The sequence below is a fragment of the Jidongwangia harbinensis genome, from assembly GCF_020216025.1.
GTDB classification, from domain to species: Bacteria; Actinomycetota; Actinomycetes; order Mycobacteriales; family Micromonosporaceae; genus Actinoplanes; species Actinoplanes harbinensis.
In genome coordinates this window covers 135699-150584 of sequence record NZ_JAIWNC010000027.1, presented here as the reverse complement: position 1 = coordinate 150584, position 14886 = coordinate 135699, and the positions used below count along the sequence as shown (strand labels likewise).

The 14886-nt window shown below is 70.3% G+C and carries 12 protein-coding genes; 7 read left to right on the top strand and 5 right to left on the bottom strand.

Annotation, left to right across the window (positions count from 1 at the left end):
* Window positions 1-809 precede the first annotated feature (809 nt).
* Complete coding sequence (locus LDL48_RS29685) at window positions 810-2108, top strand: DNA cytosine methyltransferase (RefSeq protein ID WP_225258536.1); 1299 nt, start codon at window positions 810-812, stop codon at window positions 2106-2108.
* 104 nt (window positions 2109-2212) lie between these two features.
* On the top strand, window positions 2213-2686 hold the full coding sequence (locus LDL48_RS29680; protein WP_225258535.1) for a very short patch repair endonuclease: 474 nt from the start codon (window positions 2213-2215) through the stop codon (window positions 2684-2686).
* A gap of 492 nt (window positions 2687-3178) precedes the next feature.
* On the opposite strand, the gene LDL48_RS29675 is transcribed toward LDL48_RS29680, so the two are convergent.
* Both LDL48_RS29675 and LDL48_RS29670 read right to left on the bottom strand, forming a co-directional pair.
* Window positions 3179-3769: a GNAT family N-acetyltransferase gene (locus LDL48_RS29675; RefSeq protein WP_225258534.1), complete on the bottom strand. Its 591-nt coding sequence runs from the start codon at window positions 3767-3769 to the stop codon at window positions 3179-3181.
* A gap of 35 nt (window positions 3770-3804) precedes the next feature.
* Window positions 3805-6438, bottom strand: coding sequence for a GGDEF domain-containing phosphodiesterase (locus LDL48_RS29670; RefSeq protein WP_225258533.1), 2634 nt, complete (start codon window positions 6436-6438; stop codon window positions 3805-3807).
* A 147-nt stretch (window positions 6439-6585) separates the two neighbouring features.
* Here LDL48_RS29670 and mftG point away from each other — a divergent pair, with 147 nt between their 5' ends.
* A complete protein-coding gene (gene mftG, locus LDL48_RS29665) occupies window positions 6586-8088 on the top strand; it encodes a mycofactocin dehydrogenase MftG (RefSeq protein WP_225258532.1) in 1503 nt (500 codons plus the stop codon).
* Window positions 8089-8099: 11 nt separating this feature from the next.
* A complete protein-coding gene (locus tag LDL48_RS29660) occupies window positions 8100-8702 on the top strand; it encodes a DJ-1/PfpI family protein (RefSeq protein WP_225258531.1) in 603 nt (200 codons plus the stop codon).
* Between the two features lie 8 nt (window positions 8703-8710).
* On the opposite strand, the gene LDL48_RS29655 is transcribed toward LDL48_RS29660, so the two are convergent.
* Window positions 8711-10693, bottom strand: a complete 1983-nt coding sequence (locus LDL48_RS29655; protein WP_225258530.1) for a sensor histidine kinase — start codon at window positions 10691-10693, stop codon at window positions 8711-8713.
* 152 nt (window positions 10694-10845) lie between these two features.
* On the opposite strand from LDL48_RS29655, the gene LDL48_RS29650 reads away from it, so the two are divergent.
* Both LDL48_RS29650 and LDL48_RS29645 read left to right on the top strand, forming a co-directional pair.
* Window positions 10846-11649 (top strand): alpha/beta fold hydrolase, encoded by an 804-nt coding sequence (locus tag LDL48_RS29650; protein ID WP_225258529.1) that lies wholly within the window; start codon window positions 10846-10848, stop codon window positions 11647-11649.
* A gap of 68 nt (window positions 11650-11717) precedes the next feature.
* Entirely contained in the window at window positions 11718-11924 is a 207-nt protein-coding gene (locus tag LDL48_RS29645) for a helix-turn-helix transcriptional regulator (protein WP_225258528.1), read from the top strand.
* 21 nt (window positions 11925-11945) lie between these two features.
* On the opposite strand, the gene LDL48_RS29640 is transcribed toward LDL48_RS29645, so the two are convergent.
* Window positions 11946-12341, bottom strand: a complete 396-nt coding sequence (locus LDL48_RS29640; RefSeq protein ID WP_225258527.1) for a DUF3592 domain-containing protein — start codon at window positions 12339-12341, stop codon at window positions 11946-11948.
* Window positions 12342-12458: 117 nt separating this feature from the next.
* Complete coding sequence (locus LDL48_RS29635) at window positions 12459-13259, bottom strand: SAM-dependent methyltransferase (protein ID WP_225258526.1); 801 nt, start codon at window positions 13257-13259, stop codon at window positions 12459-12461.
* A gap of 123 nt (window positions 13260-13382) precedes the next feature.
* Here LDL48_RS29635 and LDL48_RS29630 point away from each other — a divergent pair, with 123 nt between their 5' ends.
* On the top strand, window positions 13383-14876 hold the full coding sequence (locus LDL48_RS29630) for a plasmid pRiA4b ORF-3 family protein (protein WP_225258525.1): 1494 nt from the start codon (window positions 13383-13385) through the stop codon (window positions 14874-14876).
* Window positions 14877-14886 lie beyond the last annotated feature (10 nt).

Here is a 14886-nt window from a genome sequence, read left to right as displayed (position 1 = left end):
CAACCACCGCCGACGCCACTCAGCACTGGGCTACCGCAGCCCCGCCGACTACGAACGAACCCTGGAAACCGTTACGCTGCAGCAGAGCGCGGCATAACCCGGTGTCCACATCCCGGGGGGAAGCTCAGGGCGCAATCGGGCGTAAGCCCGCGCCACCTGCCTCTCACGAAGTCCGAGCGCCCTGACAGCATCCGAAGCCACGCGCCTATGCCACAAAGGTAGGTCGGCCGAGGGCAGTGGTGCATACCTGCCGCCGTTGCACCCATCATGTCGCGCGCCGTGTTGACGAAGGAGATCAGCACCTTAGGTACATGGCCGCTGACCGCAGCGTTGGCATAGGGTTTGGCTGATGAGCCGGCGGCGGGCTAGTGGGCGCGCATTAGGGCGGTTCGCCATGCGCTCTCGGACAACCCCAATTCGTGACAATCCTTGCAACGCTGCAGCGCAGCCGACTGACGATCGACCGAGAAGATACGCACCTGACACAAGCCACTTCACGCCGGAGCCGAAACAGGTCTCGCCTTTCTGACAGACGGGTCCAGCCGAGCGACATGACTTGACGGGAGCGAGGCGTTCGCGAATCGTTTCGGTGAGCAGTAGGCACCGGCCGGTCTCGAGGGAGGCGTACAGCAGTGCCCTTGGTCCCATCACGGGGTCTTGCCACTCTGCGTGCGCCCCCCCTAACCGTGCGCTACTTGCGACACGTTTCATAAGTGCGTGGCCCTATCGCTACGCCAGCGGGTTAATGCTGCAAGATGCCCTAGAGGGCTGCTTGCCACAGATGGGCGCCGAGACTGACTGGGAGAGCAGTGACTGACCTGAGTGTCGTAGAAATTTGCGCTGGCGCGGGCGGGCAGTCTCTCGGCCTGCACCTGGCAGGCTTCAAGCACGAACTTGCCGTGGAGCTAGATCCGACGGCGGCGGCCACCCTGGCGGCGAACCTGCAGCGCCTTCAGCCTGATGACGACGTCGACGACCTGGTGCGGGTGGGCGATGTCGCCGATGAGGCAGTGTGGAAGCCGGAAGACTTCACCGGCAAGGCGGCTGTACTGGCCGGAGGTGTGCCTTGCCCGCCGTTCTCAGTGGCCGGCAGGCAGCTGGGCTCCGCCGATGAGCGTGACCTGTTCGCCTGGGCGGTCGAAGCCGCAGGCCGGATGCAGCCGGAGGCAGTGCTGCTTGAGAACGTGCGCGGGCTCAATGACGCTCGGTTCGCCGGCTATCGCCAGGCGGTGGTTGATCGCTTCGCCACGCTGGGCTATACGGCGTTCTGGGAACTGCTCGAGGCTCGGGACTTCGGTGTGCCGCAGCTTCGGCCGCGAATGATCCTCGTCGCCTTGCGCCCGGAGTATGTCGACTATTTCGCTTGGCCGGAGAAGTCGGCCGTCACTCGTACCGTCAGTGGTGTTCTGGGTGACCTAATGGCAGCGAACGGCTGGAGCGAGGAGTACCTGGCCAGGTGGATGGCTAAAGCCGATCGAATCGCTCCGACCATCGTAGGCGGCAGCAAGAAGCACGGTGGCGCTGATCTAGGTCCAACCCGCGCGAAGCGAGCCTGGGCCGAGCTGTGGACTGACGGGCATGGCCTGGCAGACAGGGCCCCCGGCGAAGACTGGAAGATCGAAGACCATCCCAGGGGGCCCAAGCTCACGGTCGAGATGGTCGCACGCATTCAGGGCTGGCTCGGCGAGGAATACCGATGGGATTTTGAGGGCAGGAAGACGAGTCGTTACCGGCAGATTGGCAACGCATTCCCGCCACCCGTGGCCCGTGCGGTCGGTGTCTCCATCGCCCAGGCCTTGGGAAAGAAGCAGAAGCCTTCCACAATTCCGGCACCGCGCCGGGTTCATGACGAGGTGTATCGGCTACTGCGCGACCGCGACGAAGCGCTTACGGCCGAGCGCATCCAGCAGCTGCTTGGCAGTACGATGAGCATCGAGAAGATCATCCAGCGCATAGAAGCCATCGCCCTGGACTTCATTGTTGAGGTGCAGTCCCGTGGTGGGCGCCCGACCTACCGCCTGGGCGCATGGAGGGCCTTCCGGGGGCAGGACGATCACGACCGCCACATCGCTTTCGCCGAAGCCCGGAGCCGGGCAAAAGTGAGCTAACCGGCAGCATACTGGCAGCAGCGCTCGTGGGCGTTGACGCGAGCCAGCACCGCACCCAAGTTTGATAGTGGATATCTGCCGTCAGACCTGGGCACAGTGGTCCCATGCCTCACGGCCCACGCGAACAGGCCTGGATCACCGGCCGTCATCCCCGCCCTCTCAACGAGGGCCGGTCCCGCAACATGCAGGCGAACAGGCGCACCGACACGAGACCTGAGATGCGTCTGAGAGCGGCACTCCATCAGCGCGGCTACCGCTTCCGCAAGGATCTGCGCCTCGATCTGGGCGGTACGCGGGTGCGGCCGGACATTGTTTTCACCCGAAAGCGGATCGCCGTCTTCGTTGACGGCTGCTTCTGGCACCTGTGCCCGCTGCATGGTCGCAAGCCCAAAGTAAACGACTGGTACTGGGGCCCAAAGCTGCAGCGGACAGTAGAGCGCGACCGCGCCGCGACCGCTGCGCTGACAGCCGCGGGCTGGAACGTCGTGCGCCTATGGGAGCACGTGTCGCTTGAGGCAGCCGTCGAAGAGGTTGAGCGCGCAATGGCGGATAGCGCCGCCATTCGGCCGTACCAGTAAGGCCTTCTTTCCGAGATCACATGGCACTGACCAAAAAGGCCACGACCGCCAGCCGGTCATGTATCACGTACGCGTTGTCCGCCATATAATTGTCGATTTGACAGACGGTCAATTTCCACCAACATGGCAGAAAACGCTGCTCGAATCCGTGGTATGGCACCGGTTTACTGTCTCCGTGACGGCCATTTGTGAGGCACTCTTCGCCGCCCAGCGGAGATTTGAAGCGCACAAGTTTCCACGGCGTCTGGTGTGTCACTCTTCGCGCCTAGCGGCCAATCTATCGAGGCCAGCGACCAACTAGGCCTGTCCTGGTTCTGGTTATAGCTTCACGCTCTCAATCTACGAGGGTTTCGGCCTTCGATCAGCACGGCGATTCGTGTCAATTTGCAGCCGAGAAGCTTCGGTCGGCGGGGAGGCACTCAGGTCCACGGGCTCATGGCGACCCGGACCAGATCGCCTATCAGCGTGCCTCGTCGGCTCTCGCGGCCGGCCTCAGGCCGGCTCGACCGTCTTCACCATGACGCAGTTCTTCAGCCCTTTCGGCCGGTCGTAGGCGAACCCGAGCCGCTCGTACAGTCGGCGGGTGCCGTTGTAAAGGAAGGACGACGACATCTTCTTGGTCTGGTCGGTCAGGTCGTGGGGATAGCTCTCCACCCGCCCGCCGCCGGCCTGGGCGATGAGGTCCAGCGCACCGGTGATCGCGAGCTCCGTCACCCCGCGTCGCCGGTGGCGCTTGTCGACGAAGACGCAGGTGATCCGGTAGTCCGGGTCGGCGGTCTTGGTGGCGTCGTACTCCTTGCGGTGGTGGATGGTGGGCAGTTCGGCCGGGGTGCCGTACTCGGCCCACGCGATCGCCTCGTCGCCGTCCATCACCAGCGCGGCGTGCGCCCTGCCCTGCTCGACGTAGGCCTTCTTCAGCGCTCGGTTGGCCTCCGCGCCCTGGCCGCGCTCGGGCCCGTCCGGGTGGAACCAGATGCACCAGCAGCCGCCGAAGATGCCGTTGTGCCGCTGCACCAGCGCGTCGAAGGCGGCCCAGGTGTCCAGGCTGAGAGGCGCGACGGTGTACGACGACTCGGTAGCCATGCCGGTCACGGTATGCGATCTCGCGGGGGACACGGTCAGTTGTTTCCCGAGGGCGCGTCCCGATGCTGCTCCAGCAAGGCCTCGAAACGTTCCGCCGGCATCGGCCGGCCCAGCAACTCGCCCTGCCCCAGCCGGCACCCCGCGGCCTGCACGACGTCGAGATCCTCCGGGGTCCGCAGCCCGTTGGCGATCACCTCCAATCCGAGCCGCCGCCCGAATCCCACCGCCACGTCCATCACCGCCCCGCCGTGGCCGAACGCGGCGTCCGGCAGCCCGAACACCTCCCGGTCCATGATCAGCAGGTCGATCGGGAGGATCCGGAGCCGGCTCAGCGAGGTGGGTCCCGCGCCGAAGTTGCTGACCGCGGTGCGGATGCCCTGGGCGCGTAGCGAACCGAGCCGGACGCCGACGTCCTCGGCGGGTGACCGGGGTGGTGCGTCGCGGGTGTCCCGGAGGTCCTCTTCGGCGACCTGGACGACCAGCGCCGACGGTGGGATGCCGTACGCGGCCAGGGCCTGGTGCAGGCCGGCCTGGAAGGCGTGGGCGGCCAGTTCGGCGGGGCCGACGGTGACGGCCAGCCAGAGGGATCCGTGCCGCCGGCGCCAGTCGGCCAGGAGCCGGCACGAGCGGTGCAGCACCCAGTGCCCGATTCGGGTCCGCAGGCCGAGGTCGCCGGCGAGGGCCAGCAGTTCGCCGGCCGGGACCGGGCCGAGGGTGGGGTGCCGCCAGGCCGGCACCGCCTCGACGCCGACCGGGCGGCGGGCGGACAGGTCGACGATCGGCTGGTAGGTCAGGTCGAGTTCGCCCCGGGCGACGGCACCGGGGAGGTCCTGTTCCAGGGTGGACCGGCGGACGAACCGCGCCTCCATCTCCTGTTCGTACCAGTCCAGGGAGGCCGGCGGGCCGGACCGCACGGAGCGCAGCGCGAGCGCGGCGCGGCGGATCACCTCGTCGATGCCGGCGTCGCGGGTGATGTCGGCCAGGCCGGCCCAGGCGCTCAGGTGGGAGACCTTGCCGACCACGGGGTACGGCGCGGACAGCGCGTTGAGCACCTGGCCGGCGAGCAGGTGCGCACGGACGGCACCGCTGCGGGTGAGCACGCCGAGCCGGGTCTCGCCCAGCCTGGCCGGCACGTCGGTGCTGTCCACCCGGCTCCGCAGCCGCCGCGCGGCCTCCACCACCACCGCCTCGGCGAGGTCGGCGCCGTGCACGTCGCCGATCGCGGTGAGCCCGCCCAGCTCGATGACGATAACCACGCCGGCGTCCCCGGTGAGTTCGGCCGCCCGCCGCAAGCCCTCCCGGTTCGCCAGGCCGGTCTGCGGGTCGAGGTGGGCGGCCTGGTGCAGCGCCTGTTCGAGGTCTCGCAGGTTGCTGACGTCGCGGACGTGCACCACCAGGGTACGGCCGGGTTCGGCGGGGTCGGCGCCGCTGGTCGTCCACTCCGTCTCGCGCCACCGGCCGAAGCCGTCGCGCAGCCGGACCACCACGCTGTCCCCGGGCGGCGGCGCCGCGGCCATCCGCGCGGTCAGGTAGGCGTGCACCGTGTCCGCCTGGTCGGGATGCACCAGCGCGGACGCGGACCGGCCCAGCACCTCCTGATCGGAGAGTCCGAACTGGCGTGCGGCGGCCGGCGACTGCCATCGCACCGCCAGGTCCGCGTCCAGGACCATGGCCACGTCGGTGGCGCCGAACACCAGGCTGCGCAGCCGGTTGCCGTGCGCGTCGAGGTGGTCGGCGTGCCTGCGCAGCGCGATCGCCGAGGTCCATTCCCGGCCCGCCACGGCCGTCATCGCCACGACGCCCAGGACGATCGACATGGCGTCCAGGCTGCCGCCGTGCAGCAGGTGGTACACGGCCGCCAGGGCCGAGCCCAGCACCGGCAGCGCGAACAGCGGGAACCCGGCGGAGGCCTCGCTGCCGGCGGGTGGGAGGGGACGCGCATCCGGGCTGATCCGGACCGATCCGTGCCACAGCACGGCGGCGGCGACGTTGATCGCGGCGGCGGCGGCCACGGCGGCGATGGCCGCGTTCGGTTCGCCGGGCAGGTCCATGGCGATGACCAGCGCGGTCAGCCCGATCAGGGAGAGCGCCGCGCCGGAACCGCACCACAGCAGCGCCGCTCGTTGCCGGATCGCGTGCACGCCCGCCACCGCCACGGTCGCCGAGACGGCACCGCCCAGGATCAGTGCGGTGATCGCCGCACCGCGCCGCTCGCCGGTGCCGAACAGCAGCAGCCAGGGCGGGAAGATCAGGCAGGAGGTCACGCCGACGGTGTCCAGGCCGACCCGCAGGCGCGCCAGTGGCTCCCGCCGCTGGTGCGGGCGGAGGATCGCCGGTAGGTAGGCCCCGGCGACCAGGAACAGGCTGACCAGCGGAATCTCCGCCGGCAACGGCACCTCCGAGACGAGAACGCCGGGTGCCACCAGTGCGGCCACGCCGCTGGCACCGCTGCTCAGCCCGGCGAGCAGGACGCCGCCACCGAGCGCCATCGCCCGCAGGCGCGGTCCGCGCGATCGCCCGGCCGCGGCGGCACGGATCATCAGCACGCCGAACCACACCGAGCACGCCGCTACCAGACCCGCGCCGGCGGTCGCCGGAAACCGGACGAAGACGGCGATCAGGAGGGGTACGCCGACGAACACCGACACGGCGAGGGGTACGCCGGGCACGCGGGTACACCTCACCCGTCCCAGCATCGACCATCGTCGTGATTCCGGCTATCACTCGACGGCCGGATTGACGTCCGTATGCCGGAAACGCCGCTGAGCGCGCGACCCCGTTGCTACGTTCGGTGACGATACGAGGGGGCGTACGCCATGAATTACGACCATATCGTCGTCGGCTCCGGATCTGCCGGCACCATCCTCGCGAGCCGGCTGTCGGAAGATCCGGGACGGTCCGTGCTACTGCTCGAGGCCGGTCCCGACTTCCCGGACCTGGATCTGCTCCCGTCGGATCTCGCCTCCGCGGCCACGGTGTCCGTCGTCGACCACGACTGGGGTTACCGCGCCGAGGCGATCCGCGGCCGGACCATGGAGTACGCCCGGGGGAAGGTCACCGGCGGCTGTTCCGCGGTCAACGGCGCGATCGCCCTGCGCGGCCTACCCGCCGATTTCACCGAGTGGGCGGGGTTCGGCAACGACGACTGGTCCTGGGACAAGGTGCTCCCCTACTACCGCCGGATCGAGAGCGACCAGGACGTGGAGGGACCGCTGCACGGTACGGACGGGCCCACCCCGTTCGTCCGGTTCAAGCACGACGAGCTGGTTCCGCTGCAGAAGTCCTTTCTGGACGCCTGCCTGGACCACGGCTTCGGCTACGTCGCCGACCACAACGATCCGGACAGCACCGGCGTCGGCCCGATCCCGATGAACCGCCGCGGCGGCCTGCGCGTCTCGACGGCCATCTCGTACCTCAATCCCGCCCGCCACCGGCTGAACCTGACCGTCCGGCCGAACACGCTGGTGCACCGGGTGCTCTTCGAGGGCACCCGGGCGGTGGGCGTCGAGGCCGAGGTCGACGGGCAGGTGCAGACGGTGTACGCGAACCACGTCACCCTGTCGGCCGGCGCGATCAACACGCCGACGATCCTGCTGCGCTCCGGGGTAGGCCCGTCGGCGCAGCTGGAGGAGTTGGGCATCCCGGTGGTGCTGGACCGCCCGGGGGTGGGCGCGAACCTCATCGAGCACCAGCAGATCACGGTCGGGATCATCCCGAAGGACGGCGTCACCCAGCTCACCGACCCGGACGTGCAGGTGATCGCCCGCTACACCGCCCCGGGCACCGAGCAGTTCAACAACATGCAGCTCTACTTCGTCAGCCGGTACGTGCCCGTCACGCACCGGCCGATCAGCGTGATGAGCGTGCTGCAGAAGCCGAAGTGCCGGGGACAGGTCTCGCTGACCACGAGCGATCCGCACGTACAGCCGGAGATCTTCCTCAATTCGTACGGTGAGGCGGAGGACCGGAAGATCGCCCTCGACGGCGTCCGGCTGTGCTGGGAGATCGCCACCTCGAAGGCGATCTCGGAACTGTCCGCCGGGGTCGCCGACACGCTCACCGAACGGCAACTGGACGACGACGAGGCGCTGCTCGGCTACATCAGGCAGCACTCCGCGACGCTGTGGCACCCGGTCGGCACCTGCCGGATGGGTGGCTCCGGCGACCCGGACGCCGTGGTCGACCAGCATCTCTCGGTGCACGGCCTGGACAACCTCAGCGTGGCGGACGCCTCGGTGATGCCCGCACACGTGAGCGCCAACCCGAATCTCACCTGCTTCGTCATCGGCGAACGGGCCGCCGAGTGGCTCCGGGACTGAAAGGGACAACGATGAAGATCGGCGTACTGATCGAGGATCATTTCGACCAGACCGAGTTCCGCGCGTTCAACCGGTACTTTCCCGAACAGGGCCTGGCGGTGGAGTACCTGTCGCACCTGTGGGGACAGCCGGAGCTGACCTTCGGCAGCAATCCCGACGACGGTACGGTCGCCGACCACGTCACGGTCACGACCGAGGTGGCCACGGCCGATCCTGCCGACTACGCCGGCATCATCCTGATCGGCGCGTACGCGATGGACCGGTTGCGTTACCAGGCGGAGATCACCGGGCCGGGCGCCCGGAACCAGGCACCGGCGGTCGAGTTCCTCCGCCGTGCGGTGGCCACGCCGAACCTGCGGATCGGCACGATCTGCCACTCGCTGTGGTTGTTCTGCGCGGACCCGGACCTGCTGCACGGCCGCCGGGTGACCTGCGCCCACAACATCGTCTGCGACGTCGAGAACGCCGGCGGGATCGTCGAGTACGCCGGGCGGTCGACCGCGGATCTGGTGATCGACGGCAACCTCATCTCGGCGCGGCACCCCGAGGTCACCGACCGGTTCATGGCGACGTTCCTCGCGGAGATCACCAGCGCTGCCGCCGTACCCCGCTGAACGTGCCCCTATCGGTCCTCGGCGGCGTGGCGGGGCGCCGCGCCGCGGTCCGCGCGGTCCCGCCCGGCCTTGGCGGCCATGCCGACCAGCTTGGCCGCGTCGGAGCGGCGGGTGCCGGTGATCGCGCCCACCGCCGGTCCGGTCGCGGCCACCGGAAGCGTCAGCTCGGCGGGAATCGTCACCGCCGCGGTGACGCCCCGGTGCTCCGATCGCCGGAGCACCACCCGGATGCCCCGCTGGGCGGCCAGCAGCGCCACCACGAAGAGGCCGAGTCGTGCGCTCTGCGCCGGATCCAGGCCCTGCGGGCGGGCCAGCCGGCGGTTGGTCTCGTCGAGTGCGGACGGGGACATCCCCAGGCCGTGGTCCTCGATCTCGACGAGGACGCCGTCCGGCACCCGGTGTGCCGACACCCGTACCGTGGTGTCCGGCGGCGAGAACGTGGTGCCGTTCTCCATCAGTTCGGCGAGCAGGTGGCCGATGTCGGCGACCGCGGCCTCGGGCACCTCGGCGTCCGCGACCGGGCCGAGCTCGATCCGCTCGGCGTGTTCCACCTCGCTCGCCGCCCGGGCGATGATCCGGTCCAGCGGTTCCGGGCCGAGGCCGCGCCGGCTCCGCGCGGAACCCGCCAGGATCATCAGGTGCTCGGCATGCCGGCGCATCTGGATCGCCAGCTGTTCGGCCCGCGCCGTCGCGCGCTCGCCGGCGGCGTCCACGGCCGGCGTCTGCACGAGGCTCTCCAGCTGCCGGTCGATCAGCGTCTGGTTGCGGCGGGCGATGTTGACCAGGACCCGGTTCATGTCGTACCGCAGGGCGGCCTCGGCGGCCGCCGACTCGACGGCGCTCTGCTGCACCTCGCTCAGCGCGGCACCGACGTCGGCGATCTCGTCGTCCCCCATGGACAGCCGCAGCGCGTCGCCGTCCAGGTCGACCCGCTCGCCGGCGCGTAGTCGCACGACCATCTCGGGTAACCGCCGGTGAGCGAGGTCGGTGGCCGCCGTGCGCAGCACGGACAGCCGTCGCACCACGGAACCGCCGATCCGGACCGACAGGTACAGCGAGATCAGGATGGCGGCCAGCCCCAGCACCCCGGAGAGGCCGAAGCGGAACAGGATCCGGTCGCGTTCGGCCCGCGCGAATCCGACGGCCTTGTCGTAGCCGTTCGCGAGGAAGCCGTACAGCTGGCGGACGGCCGGGTTGAACGTCGCCTTCCACACGTCCCGCGTGGTCGACACCGGTCCCCCGGCGTCGCCGTCCCGGAGAATCCGGTCCTCGGCCGCCCGCAGCGCCGCGAACGTCGGGCTGCTCAGCATGCTCTTGAACGCCGCCTGGTCCGCGGCCGGCAGGGTGGAACCGGCGACCGGGATCTGGAAACGCAACGCGCCGACGATCTCGGTCAGCTGCCGATACTCCCCGGGCCCGAACCGGCCGGCCGTCGTCGCGCCGGTCAGCAACGCGTCCTCCTGGTGCAGCAGTTCGCCGGCCCGGCGGATCGCCACCGTGGTCCGCATGACGCGTTCCACCAACGGTTCGCTGGACGCGGCGGCCGCCGTGGAGACGCTGAAGGCGTAGCTGATGATGCTGGTGTAGCCGCTCACCACCGCGGCGCGGTTGACCACCCGGGCGTCGACCTGGGTCCGGAGCAACACCAGCGAATCCACGGTCGTGATCATGTCGGCGATCCGGGCCCGGGTGATGCCGGCCGAGATCCCGCTCCCCCGGTAACGCCGGGACAGGTTCCGGAACTCGGCGACCGCCGCGTCGGTGGCCGCCCGCTGCGGGCCGAGCGTGGCGACGTCCCCACCGGCCGCGGCCAGGACCTCGACGGACCGGCTGCGCTCGATCTGCAACGCTTCCACCAGCTTGTCGCAGGGCAGACTGACGTTGTCCCGGGTGTGCGAGCTGTTCCGGACCGCGGTCACCTCGGTGACCGACGCGCTCACGTCGACCGCCCACAGCGCGATCAACGCGACCACGGGCACCAGCAGAGCCAAGATGATCTTCGAGCGAATCGATCTCGGTCTTCTCCGCATGAGGCCTTCCCGGATCCGTCCACGGTGGATTGCCCCCGTAGGTACTCCGCCCGGCGACCCATGGTTCAGAATCGAGCGGCGGTGTCCGGAACACGACAGATGTGGATGGCTCGATGATCGTTGACCGCTCGGTGGAGATCGGCGGGCGGACCCTGCGGTACTGCCTCTACGGGCCCGCCGACGGCTTCCCGGTCATCGCGCACAACGGCACGCCGAGCACCCGGTGGCGGCGGCCTGACCAGATCGAGACCATGCACCGGGCCGGCGTCCGCGTGCTGATGCCCGACCGTCCCGGGTACGGCGGCTCGACCCGCCGCCCCGGGCGCAGCGTCGCCGACGTCGCCGACGATGTCCGGGTGCTCGCCGACGCCCAGGGCTGGGACCGGTTCGCCGTGTTCGGTGGCTCGGGCGGCGGGCCGCACGCGCTGGCCTGTGCCGCGCTGCTGCCCGAGCGGGTGATCCGGTGCGCCGTCCTCTCCGGGATCAAGCCGTCCCCGCTGCCGGAGTCGCCGGAGGAACGGACTCTGCGACCCGATCTCGAGCGGATCGCCGGCCAGATCCTGGCCCGGGTCGAGGCCGGCGGCCCGGAGATGCCCGGACTGCCGCCGGGGACTCCGGCCCGGGACGATCCGGCGGCCATGGCGCGGCTCCGGGCCACGTTCGTCGACGGCCACGACGGCTGGGTCGACGACACGATCGCGTTCGCCCGGCCCTGGGGCTTCGCCATGCCGGACGGCACGGTTCCGGTCGGCGTCTGGTACGGGACACACGACGAGAACGTCTCCGGCGAGCACGCGCAGTGGCTGCTCGCCCACATCCCCGGGGCACGCGGCCATCGGTACGCCGGCGGGCACGTCCCGGGTCCCGGCACGTTCCGCGAGGTGTACGACTGGCTGCGCGGCGGCCCGGACGACTGACCGGCGGGACCCGCGGCGGCACCAAGTCGGCACACCGCCACGATAGTCAGACGACTATAGTCGGGTGTATGCCCCGCGAATCCCTTCGCCTTGTCGGCGCGCACGAGATCCGCAAACTGATCGGAGTCAGCCGCCAGCGGGTCTACCAGCTGGCGCGGCGGCCCGACTTCCCCAAACCCGTCGCGAAGCTCACCCAGGGCAAGATCTGGAATCTGAACGACGTCGAGGAATGGATCAGCGTCGAGCGGACCGGCAGGGAACCGGACCCGCGCTGACGCACCCCGCCGGCCGGGCCGTCACCCGTAGAACAACCCGAGCAACCCGAACACCGCGAACAGGGCACCGGCCCCCAGCGGCACGCCGACCGTCAGGGCGTCGTGCGTGGTCGAGCCCAACCGTGCGGCGTACGGGCGCCCCGGCGGGTACCGCACCGGGACCTCCTCGCCGACCGGATGAACCCGCCAGCTGACCCGGAGGTCGGCCGTGAAGCGCCGCGTGTGGCCCGCCGCGTCGACGAACGTGACCACCGGCGAGAAGACCGAGCCGTCATCGGCGTCCTGCTCGTGGCCGACCACCGTGCCGACGGAACGCACCCCGGTCCGGCGCAGGTCCCGGATCTGCCGCCACCGCACCACTCCGAAGCAAACCAGGCCCAGGCCCACCAGGAGCGTGAGGACGGCACCCGAGTTCACCACACCATCGTGCCGCCGGCCCGCGACGAGCGCCGTCCCGAGCACCGCGGATGGGCCCGAAAGACCCGCAACCCTGCCCGCCGGCGCGGCCGTCCCGGCACCCGGGTCGTCGAGGCGTCACGGCTTCCGGGCGACTCCGCAGAACTGGTAGACGTCCGTGTCCGCGGTCGGGTCGCCGGGGTCCGGGCGCCATTTCGTGCACGTGACCACGCCCGGTTCGAGCAGGTCGAGACCCTCGAACCAGCGGAGCATGTCGGCCTTGTAGCGCAACGTGATGGGTGGCGTGGCCGTCTTGTTCCACTGCTCGGCGGCGGCCGCCGACTCCGCCGGCCTGATCTCCAGCGTGGGATGGGCGACCGCCAGGTAGCTGCCGGACGGGACGGCCGCCATCAGCTGCCGCACGATGCCGAGGGCCTCGTCGTCGTCGCCGATGAAGTTGAGGATGCCGAGCAGCATGACGGCGACCGGCCGGTCGAGATCCAGCGTCCGCCGGGCGGCCTCGACGATGGCGGCGGTGTCCCGGGCCTCCGCGTCGATGTAGTCGGTGACGCCCTCCGGGACGCTGGTGAGCAGCGCCCGGGCGTGGGCCAGCACCAGCGGGTCGTTGTCGCAGTAGACGACGCGGCACTCGGGCGCGATCAGCTGGGCCACCTCGTGGGTGTTGTCGGCGGTGGGCAGGCCCGCGCCGATGTCGAGGAACTGGCGGATGCCGGCCTCGCCGACTAGGTGGCGGACGGCGCGCCGGAGGAAGGCCCGATCGGCGCGGGCCGACGTGACGATGTCCGGCAGGTGCTGCTGGACCTGGTCGCCGACCGCCCGGTCGGCCGCGAAGTTGTCCTTACCGCCCAGCCAGTAGTTCCAGATGCGCGCGGTGTGCGGCACCTCGGCGTTCAGGACGCCGTTCGCGTCATCGGTCACGTCGTCCTCCGCCGCCGGTCAGGGATACGCGCACGATGATAGATCGACGTCGCTACCCATGGTGCGTACGCCGGGCGGGTGAGGGCCGATGAGACGGCCGTGGCGATGCGGCAGGATGACCGGATGAGCCCTGTGCGTCGCGGCCGGAAGCGAACGGCCACCGGTTCCGGCCGGCCCGACCTGCGCATCCTGGAGCCCTTGGCCAGCGGCCCGGAGGAATGCGACTGCCCGGCCTGTACGGGCGCGGACCTCACCCCGGAAGCCTTCGTCAAGGACCTGGCCGCGGACGCGGCTGACCTCCTCGCCGTCGACGACCCGTTGGACGCCGAGTTGTTCGGCGCGAACCTCGTGGCCGTCAACGACCTCGTCGACGACTTCATCGGAGCGCTGGCGGAGGACATCGTGCCGGCGCTTGCCCGGATGTCCACGCCGGCCTCGCTGGGCGTACTCCTCGCCATCGGCGCGGTGGAGCCTCGCGTGCGGTCCGTGGACGCGGCCCGGCAACTGCTGGCGGACGGGGTGCCCGCTCCGGCGTGGGCGTCGGAACTGTCCGAGCCGGTCACGGTGGGAATGTGCCGGCGCTACGCCGACCCGGCCGGCGGAGCGTCGATGCTGCTGTGCTCCTTCGAGCGGTCCGGGCGCACACACGCCTTCCTGGTGCACGTCGATCACCTCGACTGTGACGCGGCGGCGGACGTCACCCTCTTCCCGGGCGAGGTACTGGACCGGCTCACCACCATGATCGAAGCGGACAGCCGCCGGATCGGCGCGCCCCTCGTCGCCGAGGACCTGAACCCGGACGAGTTCCGCCGGCAGGCGGAACGGGCCCTGGACGCCCGCGCCGTACACGATCAGGAGACCGGCCCCGATCTGGACGACCTCGACGACCCGGACGGGCCCGGCTACCACCCGGTGGCCGCGCTGCTGCGCGCCCGACTGGCGGTTCTTCCCCGGCCGACCCGCCCGTCAGACCCGCACGGCGCCCATGATCCCGGCCCGGTGCGACCGCGCCGGACGTCGTCGCCCCGCATGCCGGCGAAGCGCAGGAAGTCCGACGGACCGCCCAGGATCTATCAGATCAAGGTCAGCTTGCGGGATGCCGAACCACCGATCTGGCGGCGCCTCGAAGTCCCCGGCGACACCAACCTGGCCGAACTGCACCGCATCATCCAGGTGGCGTTCGGCTGGGACGACTGCCACCTGCACGTCTTCGAAACCCCGTACGGCGCGTTCGGCGTCGCGGACCGGGAACTGGGCCACCGCGCCGAGAAGCCGGTGACGCTGGAACAGGTCGCGCCGGACGCCGGGGCTCAGGTGCGGTACCGCTACGACTTCGGCGACGACTGGGAACTCGACATCGTGGTGGAGAAGCTCCTCGACCGGCAGGCGGTGGGGTATCCGCGCTGCACCGCCGGCCGGCGCGCCGCGCCTCCGGAGGACTGCGGCGGCATCTGGGGGTACGCCGACCTCGTCGACATCATCAGCGACCCCGCTCACCCGCAGCACCGGGAACGACTGGAGTGGCTCGGCCTGCCGTCGGCCGACGACTTCCGACCCGCCCGGTTCGACCCCGCGGAGGTGACCGGCCTCCTGACCGGACAAGGCCGACGAGGGTAGTCTGCCGTCC

Excerpts from the sequence above, each read along its gene's own strand:
- LDL48_RS29680 (WP_225258535.1), top strand. The coding sequence starts at position 2,213 with ATGCCTCACGGCCCACGCGAACAGGCCTGGATCACCGGCCGTCATCCC.
- LDL48_RS29675 (WP_225258534.1), bottom strand. The coding sequence starts at position 3,769 with ATGGCTACCGAGTCGTCGTACACCGTCGCGCCTCTCAGCCTGGACACC.
- mftG (WP_225258532.1), top strand. The coding sequence starts at position 6,586 with ATGAATTACGACCATATCGTCGTCGGCTCCGGATCTGCCGGCACCATC.
- LDL48_RS29660 (WP_225258531.1), top strand. The coding sequence starts at position 8,100 with ATGAAGATCGGCGTACTGATCGAGGATCATTTCGACCAGACCGAGTTC.
- LDL48_RS29650 (WP_225258529.1), top strand. The coding sequence starts at position 10,846 with ATGATCGTTGACCGCTCGGTGGAGATCGGCGGGCGGACCCTGCGGTAC.
- LDL48_RS29645 (WP_225258528.1), top strand. The coding sequence starts at position 11,718 with ATGCCCCGCGAATCCCTTCGCCTTGTCGGCGCGCACGAGATCCGCAAA.
- LDL48_RS29630 (WP_225258525.1), top strand. The coding sequence starts at position 13,383 with ATGAGCCCTGTGCGTCGCGGCCGGAAGCGAACGGCCACCGGTTCCGGC.